Annotated in this window: 19 protein-coding genes; all 19 read left to right on the top strand. The window is 35.0% G+C overall.

The window, feature by feature from the left end; genetic code table 11:
* The first annotated feature begins 91 nt into the window (after window positions 1-91).
* The 19 genes from dnaJ (at window position 92) to recO (ending at window position 16,990) form a co-directional block, all read left to right on the top strand.
* A complete protein-coding gene (gene dnaJ / locus C794_RS10450; RefSeq protein WP_017797081.1) occupies window positions 92-1,219 on the top strand; it encodes a molecular chaperone DnaJ in 1,128 nt (375 codons plus the stop codon).
* Between the two features lie 60 nt (window positions 1,220-1,279).
* Complete coding sequence (gene prmA, locus C794_RS10445) at window positions 1,280-2,227, top strand: 50S ribosomal protein L11 methyltransferase (RefSeq protein WP_017797080.1); 948 nt, start codon at window positions 1,280-1,282, stop codon at window positions 2,225-2,227.
* Window positions 2,228-2,235: 8 nt separating this feature from the next.
* Window positions 2,236-3,003, top strand: a complete 768-nt coding sequence (locus tag C794_RS10440; protein ID WP_017797079.1) for a 16S rRNA (uracil(1498)-N(3))-methyltransferase — start codon at window positions 2,236-2,238, stop codon at window positions 3,001-3,003.
* Window positions 3,000-4,352 (top strand): tRNA (N(6)-L-threonylcarbamoyladenosine(37)-C(2))-methylthiotransferase MtaB, encoded by a 1,353-nt coding sequence (gene mtaB, locus C794_RS10435; RefSeq protein WP_017797078.1) that lies wholly within the window; start codon window positions 3,000-3,002, stop codon window positions 4,350-4,352. Before C794_RS10440 ends, mtaB begins: the two co-directional genes overlap by 4 nt.
* A 23-nt stretch (window positions 4,353-4,375) precedes the next feature.
* Complete coding sequence (gene deoC / locus C794_RS10430) at window positions 4,376-5,041, top strand: deoxyribose-phosphate aldolase (protein WP_017797077.1); 666 nt, start codon at window positions 4,376-4,378, stop codon at window positions 5,039-5,041.
* 150 nt (window positions 5,042-5,191) lie between these two features.
* Window positions 5,192-5,368, top strand: coding sequence for a 30S ribosomal protein S21 (gene rpsU / locus C794_RS10425; protein WP_010650937.1), 177 nt, complete (start codon window positions 5,192-5,194; stop codon window positions 5,366-5,368).
* 15 nt (window positions 5,369-5,383) lie between these two features.
* A complete protein-coding gene (locus C794_RS10420; protein WP_017797076.1) occupies window positions 5,384-5,830 on the top strand; it encodes a GatB/YqeY domain-containing protein in 447 nt (148 codons plus the stop codon).
* Window positions 5,831-6,030: 200 nt separating this feature from the next.
* Complete coding sequence (locus C794_RS10415) at window positions 6,031-7,371, top strand: NfeD family protein (protein WP_017797075.1); 1,341 nt, start codon at window positions 6,031-6,033, stop codon at window positions 7,369-7,371.
* Window positions 7,372-7,382: 11 nt separating this feature from the next.
* Window positions 7,383-8,375: a flotillin-like protein FloA gene (gene floA / locus C794_RS10410; protein WP_017797074.1), complete on the top strand. Its 993-nt coding sequence runs from the start codon at window positions 7,383-7,385 to the stop codon at window positions 8,373-8,375.
* A gap of 36 nt (window positions 8,376-8,411) precedes the next feature.
* Window positions 8,412-8,906: a hypothetical protein gene (locus C794_RS10405; protein WP_017797073.1), complete on the top strand. Its 495-nt coding sequence runs from the start codon at window positions 8,412-8,414 to the stop codon at window positions 8,904-8,906.
* A 343-nt stretch (window positions 8,907-9,249) separates the two neighbouring features.
* Entirely contained in the window at window positions 9,250-9,531 is a 282-nt protein-coding gene (gene yqfC / locus C794_RS10400; protein ID WP_017797072.1) for a sporulation protein YqfC, read from the top strand.
* A 21-nt stretch (window positions 9,532-9,552) separates the two neighbouring features.
* Complete coding sequence (yqfD, locus tag C794_RS10395; RefSeq protein ID WP_017797071.1) at window positions 9,553-10,776, top strand: sporulation protein YqfD; 1,224 nt, start codon at window positions 9,553-9,555, stop codon at window positions 10,774-10,776.
* 2 nt (window positions 10,777-10,778) lie between these two features.
* Window positions 10,779-11,732, top strand: coding sequence for a PhoH family protein (locus C794_RS10390; protein WP_017797070.1), 954 nt, complete (start codon window positions 10,779-10,781; stop codon window positions 11,730-11,732).
* A gap of 64 nt (window positions 11,733-11,796) precedes the next feature.
* Entirely contained in the window at window positions 11,797-13,929 is a 2,133-nt protein-coding gene (locus C794_RS10385) for an HD family phosphohydrolase (protein ID WP_017797069.1), read from the top strand.
* Entirely contained in the window at window positions 13,929-14,393 is a 465-nt protein-coding gene (gene ybeY / locus C794_RS10380; protein ID WP_017797068.1) for an rRNA maturation RNase YbeY, read from the top strand. The genes C794_RS10385 and ybeY overlap by 1 nt, the downstream gene beginning before the upstream one ends.
* Window positions 14,383-14,745: a diacylglycerol kinase family protein gene (locus C794_RS10375; RefSeq protein ID WP_017797067.1), complete on the top strand. Its 363-nt coding sequence runs from the start codon at window positions 14,383-14,385 to the stop codon at window positions 14,743-14,745. Before ybeY ends, C794_RS10375 begins: the two co-directional genes overlap by 11 nt.
* 295 nt (window positions 14,746-15,040) lie before the next feature.
* Window positions 15,041-15,943, top strand: a complete 903-nt coding sequence (era, locus tag C794_RS10370) for a GTPase Era (protein WP_017797066.1) — start codon at window positions 15,041-15,043, stop codon at window positions 15,941-15,943.
* A 98-nt stretch (window positions 15,944-16,041) separates the two neighbouring features.
* A complete protein-coding gene (locus C794_RS20445) occupies window positions 16,042-16,188 on the top strand; it encodes a YqzL family protein (protein WP_017797065.1) in 147 nt (48 codons plus the stop codon).
* Window positions 16,189-16,219: 31 nt separating this feature from the next.
* A complete protein-coding gene (gene recO, locus C794_RS10360) occupies window positions 16,220-16,990 on the top strand; it encodes a DNA repair protein RecO (RefSeq protein WP_017797064.1) in 771 nt (256 codons plus the stop codon).
* Window positions 16,991-17,080 lie beyond the last annotated feature (90 nt).

Genomic DNA, 17,080 nt, shown 5'->3' with positions numbered 1-17,080 from the left:
AGGGATTTATGGAAATAACTATTTGCTTTAGACAAATAGTTGATGATAAGATAAAACTTATGCTATAAGTGTGTCGGGAGAGTGATGTAAGGTGAGTAAACGAGATTATTATGAGATATTAGGGATTGATAAATCTGCATCTCAAGATGAAATAAAGAAAAGCTATCGTAAATTGGCTCGTAAGTACCACCCAGACGTGAATAAAGAAGAGGGTGCAGCGGATAAGTTTAAAGAAGTGAAAGAAGCTTATGAAGTACTTAGTGATGACCAAAAACGTGCTCAATATGATCAATTTGGTCATTCAGGACCTCAAAGTCAAGGCTTTGGAGGCTTTGGTGGTGGAGCACAAGACTTTGGTGGCTTCGGAGATATATTTGATATGTTCTTTGGAGGCGGAGGTCGCTCACGTGATCCAAATGCTCCACAACAAGGTAATGATTTGCAATATACAATGATTTTAAACTTTGAAGAAGCTATCTTTGGAAAAGAAACGGATATTGAAATTCCAAAAGAAGAATCTTGTGACACTTGTAATGGATCAGGTGCAAAACCAGGAACAAAACCACAAACATGTTCCCATTGCAATGGTGCTGGTCAGTTAAACCAAGAACAGAACACACCATTTGGACGTGTAGTAAATCGCAGAGTATGTAATTATTGTCAAGGTTCCGGTAAAATAATACCTGAAAAATGTAATACTTGTGGTGGTTCAGGAAAAATCCAGAAGAAGAAGAAGATTCATATCACCATTCCAGCAGGCATTGATGAAGGTCAACAAATTAGAGTAGCGGGTAAAGGCGAAGCTGGTATAAATGGTGGCCCGGCAGGAGATTTATTTGTCGTAATTAAAGTACGACCACATGATTTCTTTGTACGTGAAGGAGATCATATTTTCTGCGAATTGCCTCTGACCTATGCGCAAGCTGCTTTGGGTGATGAATTAGAGGTTCCTACGGTACATGGAAAAGTAAAAGTTAAAGTTCCTGCTGGGACACAAACTGGAAAAACTTTCAGACTTAAAGGTAAAGGTGCACCGAATGTAAGAGGTAAAGGGCATGGAGATCAGCATATTAAGATCAAAGTGATGACACCTACTAACTTATCTGAAAAACAAAAAGAACTACTTCGAGAGTTTAATGAACTTGGTGGAAATGAGTCAACTGATGAACAAGATGATAATATTTTCCAACGCTTTCGTAGAGCTTTTAAAGGAGAATAACGGTACAAAATTTTTTGTGCCGTTTACATAGATATTTTTTCCTGGACGGGTGGTAACTAAATGAAATGGTCAGAGATAAGTATTCATACAACAAATGAAGCAATTGAACCAATTTCGAATATACTACATGAAACTGGTGCAAGTGGTCTTGTTATTGAGGATCCATTAGATCTTGAGAGGATGGAGCGTGCTCAGTTTGGGGAACTTTATGACCTTGACCCCACACTATACCCTGAAGAAGGAGTACGTATAAAAGCATATCTTCCTATGAATAGCTTTTTAGGAGAAACGGTTGAAGAAATAAAACAGGCTATAAATCAATTGTTGCTCTATGACATTGATTTAGGTAAGAATGAAGTCTTGTTAAGTGAAGTTCATGAAGAAGAATGGGCAACGGCATGGAAGAAGTATTATAAACCGGTTAAAATATCGAATCGTATTACAATTACTCCCACATGGGAAGATTATACACCAGTATCTAGTGATGAATTGATTATCGAATTAGATCCTGGTATGGCTTTTGGTACGGGAACACATCCAACAACAGTTCTAAGTATTCAAGGATTAGAAGCGTATGTAAATCCAGGAGATTTAGTAATGGATGTAGGTTGTGGATCAGGTGTTTTAAGTATAGCTGCTGCCAAATTAGGGGCGGAAAAAGTGTATGCTTACGATCTTGATGAAATAGCTGTAAAAAGTACAAAATTAAACTCCAAGTTAAATCAGATTCATGAATCAGTTATGGTAAAACAAAATAACTTGCTAGAGGGTGTTCAGCAAGAGGCAGATGTCATCGTATCCAATATCTTAGCAGAGATTATCGTACGTTTTGTCGATGATGCATGGAGTAATTTAAAAGAAGGCGGATATTTTATCACTTCTGGAATTATCCAAAATAAAAAACAACTTGTAAAAGATAAATTGACGGAACAAGGATTTGAAGTTATTTCTCTAAACGAAATGGAAGACTGGGTTTCAATTGTTGCTAAGAAGCCAAGTGAAAAGTAGGTGAAGAGATGCAAAGATACTTTGTATTACAAGAAAATGTTACTCGGAACTCAATACGTATTACAGGAGATGATGTCCATCATCTACAACGAGTAATGCGATCACAAGTTGGTGAGAACATCATTTGTAATTCTGAGAACGGACAAGCTGCTTTATGTCGTATTACGATGTTAACGGATGATTATGTGGATGTAGAAGTAATAGAATGGTTAAAAGACACGAATGAATTACCGGTACATGTTACGATTGCTCAAGGGATACCAAAAGGGGATAAGTTTGATTTGATACTTCAAAAGGGTACGGAATTGGGTGCTACAGCATTTATCCCTTTCCAAGCTGAACGTTCAATAGCTATTTGGAATGATGAGAAAAAGTATCATAAAAAAGTAAAGAGATTTCAAAAAATCCTAAAGGAAGCAAGTGAGCAAAGTCATCGGAATCGGATCCCTACGTTATATCCGGTTATGAATTTAAAACAACTTTTGGATGAAGCTCCTGCTCACACTGTAAAATTATTTGCGTATGAAGAAGAAGCAAAAACAGAGAAGATGACTTCAAAGTTGGTGAACTCGCTACAAAACATTTCATCTCATGATAAAATAATTCTCTGTATTGGTCCTGAAGGCGGGTTTTCAAATGAAGAAGCAGACCAATTAATAGAAAATGATTTTATACCTATCCGCCTTGGAAAACGTATTTTACGCACAGAAACAGCCGCTTTATATGCTCTATCGAGTATTTCCTATCAATTAGAAGAATTGAGGTGTTTAACATGACCACAGTGGCTTTTCATACACTGGGCTGTAAAGTTAATCATTATGAAACAGAAGGAATCTGGAGGATGTTTAAAGAAGAAGGTTATGAAAGAGTAGACTTTGATCATAATTCGGATGTGTATGTGATTAATACTTGTACGGTTACTAATTCTGGTGATAAAAAAAGCAGACAAGTCATCCGCAGAGCGATTCGTAAAAATCCAGATGCAGTGGTCTGCGTAACTGGGTGCTATGCTCAAACTTCACCAGGTGAAATAATGGAAATCCCTGGCGTAGATATAGTAGTAGGTACGCAAGATCGTAAAAATATTTTTTCTTATATTGAAGAACACCAGAAAACAAAAGAACCTATTAATGGTGTTTCAAACATAATGAAAAATCGCGTCTTTGAAGAAATGGATGTCCCAGTTTTTACTGATCGTACGCGTGCATCATTGAAAATACAAGAAGGTTGTAACAACTTCTGCACATTTTGTATTATTCCATGGTCCAGAGGATTATTACGATCTAGAGATCCAAAGAATGTGATAGAGCAAGCTAATAAATTAGTAAAAGCAGGGTATAAAGAACTTGTTCTAACTGGTATTCATACAGCTGGATACGGAGAAGATATGAAAGACTACAATTTTGCTATGCTACTCAGAGAACTAGAAGAAGTTGAAGGATTAGAGCGAATTCGAATCAGTTCTATTGAAGCTAGTCAAATTACGGATGAAGTCATTGACGTGCTAGACAAAAGTAATAAGATTGTCCGTCATCTTCATATACCGTTGCAGTCAGGATCCGATAGTGTTCTAGCTCGAATGCGAAGAAAATATTCTACAAGTTTTTATAAAGAAAAAGTTAGTAAACTGCAAAGAGCATTACCTGGATTAGCGATTACTTCCGATGTAATTGTTGGATTTCCGGGTGAAACAGAGGAAGAATTTCAACAAACTTATTCCTTTATAAAAGAAATTGGATATGCAGAACTACACGTATTTCCATTTTCGAGAAGAACAGGAACACCAGCTGCTCGTATGGAAGATCAAGTTGAAGACACTATCAAAGAAGAACGCGTTCATCATTTAATTGCACTTTCTGACCAACTTGCGAAAGAATATGCCTCAAGATATGAAAATGAAGTATTAGAGGTTATACCAGAAGAACGACTAGATGAGGACAAACCAAATATATTAGTTGGCTATACTGATAATTATATGAAAGTACAATTTGAAGGTACACCTGACTTAATAGGAAAAATTGTTAAAGTCAAAGTAACTAAATCAGGATATCCTATTAATCAAGGAATCTTTGTTCGAGTTATGGAACATTCAACACACAGTAAAGCAAAAGTTTATGGTGCTTAACTTATTTGAAAGGAAGAGATTTAATGGATTTAGCTAAATATATCGATCATACGCAACTAAAACCAGAAACAACAAAGGAAAGTATTGTGAAGATTGTGGAAGAGGCAAAGCAACATGAATTTGCTTCAGTTTGTGTTAATCCGCATTGGGTGTCATACTGCCATAATGAATTAAAAGATACACCAGTTAAAGTTTGTACAGTAATTGGTTTCCCATTAGGGGCAACTTCTACAGAAACAAAAATATTTGAAACTAAACAAGCTATAACGGATGGCGCTACAGAAGTCGATATGGTAATCAATGTTGGTGAATTAAAGTCAAATAATGATGAATTCGTTGAAAAAGACATTCGTGCAGTTGTAGAAGCAGCTAAAGGAAAAGCTTTAACAAAAGTAATTATCGAAACTAGTCTTTTAACAGAAGACGAAAAAGTACGAGCTTGTAAATTAGCAAAAAATGCAGAAGCTGACTACGTAAAAACTTCTACTGGATTCTCTGGCGGTGGAGCAACTGTGGAAGATATTCGCCTCATGCGCGAGACAGTAGGTCCGGAAATGGGTGTAAAAGCATCTGGTGGTGTTCGCGATCTAGAGCAAACAAAAGCTATGATTGAAGCGGGTGCGACTAGAATTGGAGCTAGCTCGGGTGTGGCAATTATTTCAGGTGAACAAGGATCATCCGACTACTAAAATCTGTACAATTCTTTGTTCCCAATTTTTAATATTAGATACAAATAACCGTTGACCTGTAAACATGTTTATATTATACTTTAAAAAGGCATGAGAGTAGATTCATGCTTGTATAAATTGGTTTTGTGCTTCGGAGGGAGGGAAATTAGCATGTCAAATACAACTCGCGTTCGTAAAAACGAGTCTCTTGAAGATGCTCTTCGTCGCTTTAAACGCAGTGTGTCAAAAAGCGGTACACTACAGGAATATCGTAAACGTGAACACTATGAAAAACCTAGTGTAAAACGTAAGAAGAAATCAGAAGCTGCTAGAAAACGTAAATTCTAAAGTAGGTGCAAGCGTATGACGTTACTTGATCGTCTGAATCAAGATATGAAGCAAGCGATGAAGAACAAAGATAAAGAAAGCCTTAGCGTTATTCGCATGGTAAAAGCTTCTATTCAGAATGAATCGATAAAACTTGGTAAAGATACACTTTCTGAGGACGAAGATTTAACAATTCTGTCTAGAGAAGTTAAACAAAGAAAAGATTCCCTCCAAGAATTCAAGAATGCTGGAAGAGAAGATTTAGTAGAAAAAATCGAAAAAGAACTGGAAATACTTAATACGTATTTACCAGAACAACTTTCAGATGATGAGTTAAGATCGATCATTCAGGAAACGATTCAAGAAGTGAATGCTACATCGATGAAGGATATGGGTAAAGTGATGGGCGCTGTTATGCCGAAAGTAAAAGGTAAAGCAGATGGCTCTCAAATAAAAACAAAAGTGCAAGAAGAATTGCGCTAATTAAAAGAGATCATCCTAAACTGGGATGATCTCTTTTTGATGAAATCTAAATAATGTTTATTCGTTGCTAAGGTCTGACTTTCTCTACTGTTCAATTGTATGGTACTATCAAGATGTACCGAATACGCGAAAAAAGATGAATCCTTTTAACTGATTGCTTCGTATTATAGGTATAGGTGATTTATAGGGGGTGATTTAAGTTGATTGGAAAGCGGATTAGATATGCTGTATACATAACTTTCATTGTGATTCTTTTCTGCATACCTTTTGCATCTGGAAATTCCGTAGATGCAGAACAAGGGGAAGGAGAAACCGTCTATATTATTCCAATAGAAAACGAAGTAGAGCGAGGTTTAGAAGCCTTCTTGAATAGAGCAACAGAAGAAGCGATGGAAAATGGTGCAGATCATATCATTTTTGAAATAGATACACCAGGAGGGAGAGTAGATTCGGCAGGTAAAATCGGTTCGCTGATTCAAAGCTTAGTTGTTCCTTCCACATCGTATATAGTTAACGAAGCACTATCAGCTGGGTCTTATATCGCGTTATTTTCTGATAATATCTACTTTAACCCACATGCTACTATGGGAGCAAGTGGGGTAATTAATCAAGATGGAACAGCTGCAGATGCAAAAGCTCAATCTGCTTGGTTAGCACAAATGAGAAGTGCTGCTGAATCACAAGGGAGAGATCCGATTTTTGCAGCAGCAATGGCAGATAGTAGCATTGACCTTCCAGAATTTGGTGCTCCGGAAGGGAAGTTTTTAACTTTAGGACCAAGTGATGCTGTAGAAGTAGGTTATGCAGAAGGAATAGTAGATGATCGAAATGAGTTACTTTCAGAACTAGAATTAAGTAATGCAAGTGTAGTAGAAGTCGAAACATCTTTTGCAGAAGAACTAGCTCGCTTTCTAACGAACCCTGTAGTAATCCCCATCCTACTATCCGTTGCGAGTCTTGGTTTAGTAGTAGAATTGTATTCACCTGGTTTTGGTGTGCCTGGAACAATGGGATTAGTTGCACTGTTATTATTTTTCTATGGACATATTGTAGCTGGTCTTGCAGGTATGGAAGCAATTATTCTTCTATTGATTGGTGTCGGTTTAATTATTGCTGAATTTTTTGTTACAAGCGGTATTCTGGGCTTTATTGGTATAGCCGCCGTAATAGGTTCTTTGTTTATGTCCGGTTACGATCTTGGTCATATGTCTCTTAGTATAGGTATAGCCTTTTTAATTGCCGTAATTGTTGGGGTAATCTTGTTTAGAAGAATTGGAATGGATAAAGGAGTTTTCCGCCATATTATACTAAGAGATAGTACTGCAACAGAGCAAGGATATGTGTCTTCCGTTAACCGAATAGAACTAGTAGGACTGGAAGGAACAGCATTAACATCGCTGCGCCCATCAGGGATTGGTCTTTTTGAAGATGAACAAATTGACGTAGTGTCAGATGGTTCATTTATAGGGAAAGGACAACATCTTAAAATCATTCGTGTAGAAGGTGTACGTGTAGTAGTAAAGGAAATCAAAAAAAATTAGGAGGCGTATAAATGGATAGTAATGTAATTTTACCAATAATAATTATAGCAGCGGTACTTATCGCTTTAGCAATTTTGTTTACATTTGTCCCAGTAGCACTTTGGATTAGTGCACTTGCTGCAGGGGTTAAGATAAGTATTTTCACTCTAATTGGGATGCGATTACGTAGAGTTGTACCTAATCGAGTAATTAACCCACTAATTAAAGCACATAAAGCAGGGTTGAATGTAAAAACAAATCAATTAGAGAGTCACTATCTTGCTGGTGGTAATGTAGACCGAGTAGTGAATGCATTAATTGCGGCACATCGTGCAAATATTGATTTGCCTTTTGAACGCGGTGCAGCTATTGACCTTGCTGGTCGTGATGTTTTAGAAGCTGTACAAATGAGCGTTAACCCAAAAGTAATTGAAACACCATTTATTGCAGGTATCGCTATGGATGGTATTGAAGTTAAGGCGCTTGCTCGTATTACAGTGCGTGCAAATATTGATCGCTTAGTCGGTGGTGCAGGTGAAGAAACAATCATTGCTCGTGTTGGTGAAGGTGTTGTAAGTACAATCGGTAGCTCCGACCATCATAAACAAGTATTAGAAAATCCAGATTCTATCTCACAAACGGTGTTAAGTAAAGGACTTGATTCTGGTACTGCATTTGAAATTCTATCTATTGATATTGCAGATGTAGATATCGGTAAGAACATTGGTGCAATCTTACAAACTGACCAAGCAGAAGCAGATAAGAATATTGCACAAGCAAAAGCGGAAGAACGACGCGCAATGGCTGTTGCACAAGAACAAGAAATGGTAGCACGTGTTCAAGAAATGCGTGCGAAAGTGGTGGAAGCAGAAGCAGATGTACCACTTGCTCTAGCTGAAGCATTACGTTCTGGAAAAATGGGTGTTATGGATTACATGAATTACCAAAACATTGATGCTGATACAGATATGCGTGATTCTATTGGTAAATTGTCTAAAGAGAACAAAGATGATGACCAACAGTAATACCTTTTCCAATTGTGGATGTAAAGGAGGGATATAATGGACTGGATTTTTGAAAACCTATTTTTAGTTTTTGTTATTATTTCAGGTATTATTGCAGTACTTGGAGATGGCAAAAAGAAAAATCAGGAAGAGCAAAAAAGAAAAACTCCACCTCAAAAACAGTCCAACTCTGCTCCTAGAACTACGCAGCGTCAACCTAGAGCAGAAAGAGAGGTTTATGCCGAACAAGAAAGACCCACTATATCAGCAGGCAATATTCAGGAACAACAGCAAGAGCAAATGAAGCGTATTGCTAATAAATATAGTGCCCAGGTACAGAATGTAGAGGATCTGGAGAAGAAAGATACTTCGACAATTTTACCTACAAACAAAAATGAAAATCAAGGTATAAGCCAGCAAGAAATGAAGCGTCGAGTTACAAGTAATCTAAGCGCAGAAGGTCTTGTAAATGGTATAATTATGTCAGAAGTTCTAGGCTCTCCAAGAGCAAAGAAACCATATCGAAGTGTGATACGTGATCGTTCACATTAGATAGGCTAATAATATCATTAATGCAAATCCCGATTATCGTTATGGATAATCGGGATTTTTTGTGTTTGATTTAGCAGAACTCCAATTAATCAGCATGTTTACATGTAACAACTCAACTTAAAGACGATTTGACTTAACTATAAAGGATAAGTGGTTTAAACTCTCTAAATATTAATTTAAGTTTAACAAGCTTTCGTTGGAGGAAGAATATCCTTCCACTACATGAAATTTCACTTTATATGCTTTTTTCTTATTTCTTTATTTGCTAATTACATATAGTGATCGGTTCTTGTTCTTATTATTGGAGTTTTCTCATACATATCTATGTGAGGGGGGATCATCATTGGCTAAATGGCATCAGCGAATTCGTTCACTATTAATTGAACAATTCTCTCTTCCTTCTGATGTTATTCTAGAAATGCCTAGAATAACAATCATAGGGCATATTCATTTTTATATTGAAAATCATCAAGGGTTAGAGGTTTATTCCAATAACGAATTAAAATTAAAGGTAACGAATGGTTATGTACAAATTAAAGGAGATGCATTTGTATTAAAGATGATGTTACCGAAAGAAATTATGTTGGAGGGTACCATTCATGAGGTGAAATTTTTACCGGATTAACTCGTAGAATAGGAGGTTCCAATGAAACGTAATTATGGCAAGAGGATAAGAGGATATGTAACAGTTCGAGTCTCTGGCGAAAAGCCGGAGCTATTTTTCCAAAAATGTGCAAATGAAGGTATTTTAATTTGGGATGTTAAAAAGGTCTCTTCAAAAGCTTGTATTGCTAAATTAAAGTTACAAGATATTAAGAAACTAAAGCAATTACGTAGAAGAACAATATATAAAATCTCTTTTGAAGAGAGAAAAGGATTACCATTTGGATTTTCTCGATTCTTAAAAAAACGATTCTTAGTAATAGGTATTATAGGTGGAGTGTTATTTTTTTTATTTTTATCTAATTTGTTATGGTCTGTTAATATAACTGGTGTACCGAAAGAAATAGAGGAGAAAATTAAAGTACAATTAGATAGCTACGGCATTCATCCTGGTGTTTGGTTATTTTCTGTGGATACACCAAAAGATATTCAAAGGAATTTATTAGATGATGTTCCAGAATTGTTATGGGCAGGTGTTGAATTACAAGGGACAACCCTTTATTTAGAAGGGGTGGAAAAGATAATCGTTGAAGAATTAGATCCTGGTGAACCGGGAAATATTGTTGCTGCTAAAGAAGGAGTTATAACGAGGATGTATGTTTCCAAAGGAGAACCAGTAAAACAAATCAATGATTATGTTAAACCAGGAGATTTACTCGTATCAGGAGATATAAGTTATGAAGAAGATCAAGACGAAGATGAAAATGAGTCAGATAAGAATAAAACCGAACCAATTGCTGCTGAAGCAGAAATATTTGCAAATACGTGGTATGAAGTTACATTAACTGTACCCTTGTCTTATAATTATGAACAGTTAACAGGTAATAATAAAAATAAATATTATATGAAAATGGGACAACTTCAATTCCCGATATGGGGATTTCGTGATCCAGATTTTAAACAAACACAAGTAGAATTAAATGAAAAACCGATCCAGTTTTTAAAATGGCAATTACCAATTTCAATTATAGAATCTGAAATAAATGAAAAACAATTACATGAAGGAGAAAGAACGAAGGAAGAAGCAATTGAAGCAGGTAAACAGCAAGCGGTAAAACAATTAGAGAACGAACTGGGTCCTGATGCGGAAATATTGTCAGAAAAAGTTTTGCATGAACGTATCGAGCATGGTAAAGTAAAATTAATCGTTTATGTTTCTGTAGAAGAAAATATAGTAAAAAATGAACCTATTCGCCAAGGAGACTGATTATGTCCGAACGCTTAACTGATTTAGATTTGCAATTAAATGGTACCAACGAAACTTTAGGTTTATTTGGTACAAATGATAAGCACCTACAACAGCTAGAAACATTGCTCGATGTGAATATTGTATCACGTGGAGAAGCTGTTAGTGTTTCTGGTTCAGAACAAGCAACACAACAAGTAAAAGAGATTCTTTTAGCAATGTTAAATGTTATCCGTAAAGGACAAACGATAACTGAACGTGACGTTGTTTACGCTGTAGAGTTGTCACGCAAAGGTAAAATCTCACAGTTTGAGACTTTATTTGAAGATGAAATAACTAAGAATTATAAAGGAAAATCAATTAGGGTAAAGACGCTTGGACAAAAAAGCTATATACAATCAATTAAAGGTAACGATTTAGTATTTGGGATTGGTCCAGCGGGAACTGGGAAAACCTATCTCGCTGTAGTAATGGCAGTACATGCATTAAAAAATGGACTAGTTAAAAAGATTATACTAACTCGTCCTGCTGTAGAAGCAGGTGAGAGTCTAGGGTTTTTGCCAGGGGATTTAAAAGAAAAAGTCGATCCTTATTTGCGACCCCTTTATGATGCACTGCATGATGTTTTTGGATCAGAACATACATTACGTCTCATTGAACGAGAAACAATAGAGATTGCCCCTCTAGCATATATGCGAGGAAGAACATTAGATGATGCATTTGTTATATTGGATGAGGCTCAAAATACAACTCCTGCTCAAATGAAAATGTTTTTGACTCGTCTTGGTTTTGGTTCGAAAATGATAATAACAGGTGATATCACACAAATTGATTTACCAAAAGGAGTTACATCCGGACTACAAGTTGCAGAACAATTACTTTCTAAAGTTGAAGGTATATCCTTCATTCACCTCAGTCAAACTGATGTAGTTCGCCATCCACTTGTCCAAAAAATTATTGACGCATATGAAAAATGAAAATTTATACAAAAGTAAGACCCGTAAAAAGGGTCTTATTTCTATATCATTGAGGTGAGATTACGTGAAAGAAAAATGGGCAGAAAGGTACCAGTTGTTTAAACAGAAACATTCAACAATTATTATTATTCCACCAGTGATTTTATTAGGGTTATTCTTGTTTATACTGATGTGGGATAACGTACAGACAGAAACTTATGAAATCGAGAGGTTTAGTAATGCTAATCAAACGATACGATCACCAATTACAATCGAAGATGAAGGTGAGACAGAAAGAAGGACAAGAGAAGCTGTACAATCTGTACCAGATCGATATGATATCTCAGAAGAAGTAACAGAAGAGCGATTAAATTATATTACTGAATTATTTGATGCAGTTGATAAATTTTATGAAGAGCAAGTTGAAGAAGCAAATGAAGACAATGATGTACCTCCACTGACCGATCAAGACAAAGCAATTCAGTTAAAACAATTGTTATCGAATGAAATTAGCAATGAAATCAATGATCAAACTCTAATTACAATCCTTTCCCAATCAGATGAAGATTTACAACAAGCCCAAACGATCTTTATGGAGGCTCTAGAAGAAACTTTAAATAGGGGAGTACGGACTGAAAATATACAGACTGCGATAGCTAATGTAGAACAAACTGTAGAATACTCAGATTTCAATGAAGAATTAACATTAGCGCTCAATGATTTAGCTACGTTTGCAGTAACGGAGAATTCCTTTTTTGATTATGAAAAAACCTCCCAGGCTAGAAAAGATGCTGCTACAACAGTTGATCCAGTTATGATACGAGCTGGAGAGGTTATCGTTCGAGAAGGTCAAACAATCACGAATGAAATCTATGAAAAATTAGACATAGTAGGTGTACTAGACTCTGAAAGAAATATTTTTCCATTATTAGGGTTGAGTTTGTTAATAGCCATTATTACAATATTTATAGCAGTTGAGTTATATCGAAATGCAAAAGAAAATGATTGGAATATGAAAAAGGTTGCAGCGGTATTATTAATCAGTGTAGTCACTGTCTTGCTAATGAAGGTCACTAGTATATATACAACGCAATCAAATCAATTATTTTTTGTAACACCAATTGCCACAGCAGCAATATTACATAAATTACTGTTACATGAGCGGATTGCAATAAAAATGGCAATATTTTATTCCATTATTGCAACAGTTATTTTTAATGGTCAAATTGCCGGGGCGTTGAATGTAGAAGTAGGGATATACTTTTTAGTCTCGCAAGTAGCAGCGGTTGGCTTACTATCTAATGTTAAAGATAGATATGCAATCCTTAAGTCTGCTTTTGGGATGTCACTTATTCATATTGCAACTATATTATTATTTATATTTTTATCGTTTGAAAAATATACATGGATGGATATTATTATTCAATCCAGTTTTGGAATAATTTCTGCATTCTTTGCTGCAGTACTAGCAATGGGAATGCTACCTTTATTTGAAAGCTTATTAGGTGTTTTATCAGATATGAAATTACTCCAATTGTCTAATCCCAATCAACCACTATTAAAAAAATTATTAACTGAAGCACCAGGCACGTATCATCATTCTGTAATGGTAGCTAATATTAGTGAAACTGCATGTGAAGCAATAGGGGCTAACGGATTATTGGCAAGAGTTGGGGCATATTATCATGATATAGGGAAAACAGTAAGGCCACAGTATTTTATTGAGAATCAGGTAGCCATGCGCAACCCTCATGATTTTATGCCACCAAAAAAAAGTGCTGATATTATTATTAGACATCCTTATGATGGTGCTGATATGTTAAAAGAGCATCGAATGCCGAAGGAAATTATCGATATTGCGAAGCAGCATCACTCTAATTCCTTACTAAAATATTTTTACATGAAAGAAAAAGAAGAAAAACCTGAAGTAGAAGAAAGTGAGTTCCGTTACCCGGGTCCAAAACCAAAACTAAAAGAGACGGCAATAATTTGCATCTGTGATTCAGTAGAAGCAGCAGTCCGTTCTTTAAAAGAACCAACTGAAGAAAAAATAGAAGCAATTGTTTCTGGTATTATCCGTGATAAAGTTGCTGATGGACAATTAAATGATAGTCCTTTAACATTAAAGGAACTTACTGTAATTCAATTTACTATTTGTGAATCATTAAAAGGAATATTTCACTCTCGAATTCAATATCCGAAAGAGGAGGAAAACTAATGCACATTGACTTTCATGATGAAACAAACTCTGTATCGGAGGATTATATTGATTTAATTCAACGATTATTGGATTTTGCAGCTAAAAAAGAAGGTGTTACTTCGGAAGCTGAATTATCCGTTAACTTTGTTGATAACAAAGAGATTCAGGTTTTAAATCGCAATTATCGTCAGAAGGATACTCCAACAGATGTTATTTCTTTTGCAATGCAAGAAAGTAATGAAGATGAGATGGAGATAATCGGAGCTGATGGACCACTCGTATTAGGAGATATTGTTATCTCCGTGGACAAAGCAAAAGAACAATCCATTGAATATGATCATAGTCTAGAAAGAGAGTTAGGATTTTTAGCAGTACATGGATTCCTACACTTATTAGGATATGACCATATGAAAGAAGAGGATGAGAAGAGAATGTTTTCTCGACAAGAAGAAATACTAGGTGAATTTGGCGTTGAAAGGTAAACGAAGAAAAATAGGTTTCCGATATGCTTGGAATGGTCTTAAAGAAATTGCTTCGACAGAATCCAATTTCCAACTACATTTAATTTCCACGGTAGTTGTAATATTATTTGGTATCATGATTGGTTTATCGAATGTAGAGTGGGCAGTCATTATGCTCACGATTGGACTAGTGTTAGTTACAGAGATGATTAATAGCTCCATTGAAAAAGTAATGGATTATGTTCAACCCGAAATTCATCCAGCAGTAAAACTTATTAAAGATGTTTCAGCAGGTGCAGTTTTAATAGCTGCCCTAACTGCAGTAGTAGTTGGTATCATGATATTTGCTCCAAAAATAATTGAACTTTTATAAAGAATAGTTGTGTAAGCCAAATTAAAATTGGAATGAAAAGGTCTAAATCTTACATGAGGTTTGGACTTTTTTAATATTTTACAATACTCGATCGAAAAAATCCTTAATTAATATGTAAACATGTCATGAAGCCTTAAATAATGCAACATGTATTGCTAATTTGAGTATTCGTAATAGAGTTACACTCTATCGCAAATAAAAGAAAGTTTTTAAAGGTTTTGTCGATTTAATGAAACTGAAATCATTTTATAGTATGATATAAATTAATAAAATTTAACGTCTCGGAGGATACAACATGGAAACAAATTTTAAATCAGGGTTTTTATCAATTATTGGTCGCCCTAATGTTGGTAAATCAACATTTATGAATAGAGTAATTGGTCAAAAAATTGCAATTATGAGTGATAAAGCACAGACAACAAGAAATAAAATACAAGGTGTATTTACTACAGATGATGCACAAATGATTTTTATTGATACCCCTGGAATTCATAAACCGAAACATCGACTTGGGGATTTTATGGTTCAAATTGCAGAAGATACATTAAATGAAGTTGATAGCATTTTATTTATGATAAATGCAAATGAAGGATATGGAAGAGGAGATCAATATATTATTGATTTGCTGCAAAAAGTTAATAGTCCAGTATTTCTTATTATTAATAAGATTGATTTAATTCACCCGGATAAGCTATTACCACTAATAGAAAAGTATAAGTCGCTTTATGATTTTGAAGAAATTATACCGATATCTGCTCTAGAAGGAAATAATGTCGAGCACTTAGTCGATGTCTTGAAGAATCATTTACCAGAAGGTCCTCAATATTATCCGGAAGATCAAGTTACAGATCATCCAGAACGATTTGTAATTTCTGAGTTAATTCGAGAAAAAGTATTGCATTTAACTAAAGAAGAGGTTCCTCATTCAATTGCAGTAGTAATTGAGAATATAGAGAAGAATGAGAATGAAAAGTTACTCATTCAAGCAACAATTGTGACTGAAAGAAGTTCTCAAAAAGGAATATTGATTGGAAAGCAAGGAACGATGTTGAAAAATATTGGAAAACAAGCACGAAGAGATATTGAAGCGTTACTTGGTTCTAAAGTATACCTAGAGCTATGGATTAAGGTGAAGAAAGACTGGAGAAACAGACAAAACCAACTACATGAATTTGGATTTAGAAACGACGAATATTAAACATGGAAATATTTAATACTTATGATTTGATTTAGAAAAGCCATTCTATAAATAAGTTACATTTTCAACTTAATAATTAAAGAAAGGTGGGGTTTCTTGTGGTAGATTTAACATGGAAGTTGTTTAGTCATACAGGAAACATAGAAACCTATTTATTGATGAAAGAATTAGAAAATGCAACAATGGATAATGATGGACAGGCTAAAGAATCAACAGAAGTATCTTCTACTGAAACCAATATATAGCTCATCTTGTGAAGAAAGTAAGGTGGAGCGAATGCTTGAAAAAATTGATGGAATTATTATTAAAACACAAGACTATGGAGAAACGCATAAGTTAGTAACTATTTTCAGTAATAAAATAGGTAAATTTAATGCTTTGGCAAAAGGAGCCAAAAAACCAAAAAGCAGAATGGCTGCTGTTACGCAGCCATTCATTAATGCTCGATTTTTTGTATATATCGGTACAGGATTAAGTACGATACAACAAGGCGAAGTGCTTGATTCTTTTCGCATCGTTCGAGAAGATATTTTTAAAACAGCTTATGTATCATATATCGCAGAATTAACTGATAAACTGCTTGATTCTAAGGATAATGATCCATATTTATTTGAACAGTTTTATCAGACATTATTATGGATAAATAATCATGATGAAGTTGATATACCTATAATTATGTATGAATTAAAGTTATATAAAAAAGCAGGGTTTGCTCCTATACTTCACCAATGCAGTAGATGCGGTAAGCGAGAAAATTTAATAAGATTTTCAATTAGTGAAGGTGGTATGTTATGTCAACAATGCGCTTATTTTGATCCAGAAGCGATTACTATTTCGGGAAAACTATCTCGATTATTGTACCTCTTTAGTGAAGTAGATTTGAAGCGAATTGGAAATATCCGAATGAAAAAAGCCAATGTTCAATTGATAAGAAAGATACTATATGAGTATTATGATCAGTATGGTGGATTTGGGATTAAATCACGTAAAGTATTGGACCAATTAGATTTATTGAATGTAACGGACGGTAATTCTCCAACTGAATGAAGTTTCAATTTATGTAATTATTGACAAATATGAACCGTATAGAGTATTATTTTTACATATTTAAAAAATAAATTTTATTGCAGAGAAGAA

This window comes from Oceanobacillus kimchii X50 (assembly GCF_000340475.1).
In the GTDB taxonomy this organism is placed as follows: domain Bacteria; phylum Bacillota; class Bacilli; order Bacillales; family Amphibacillaceae; genus Oceanobacillus; species Oceanobacillus kimchii.
The sequence above is the reverse complement of the archived record's forward strand: the minus strand, read 5'-3'. Positions and strand labels throughout refer to the sequence as shown.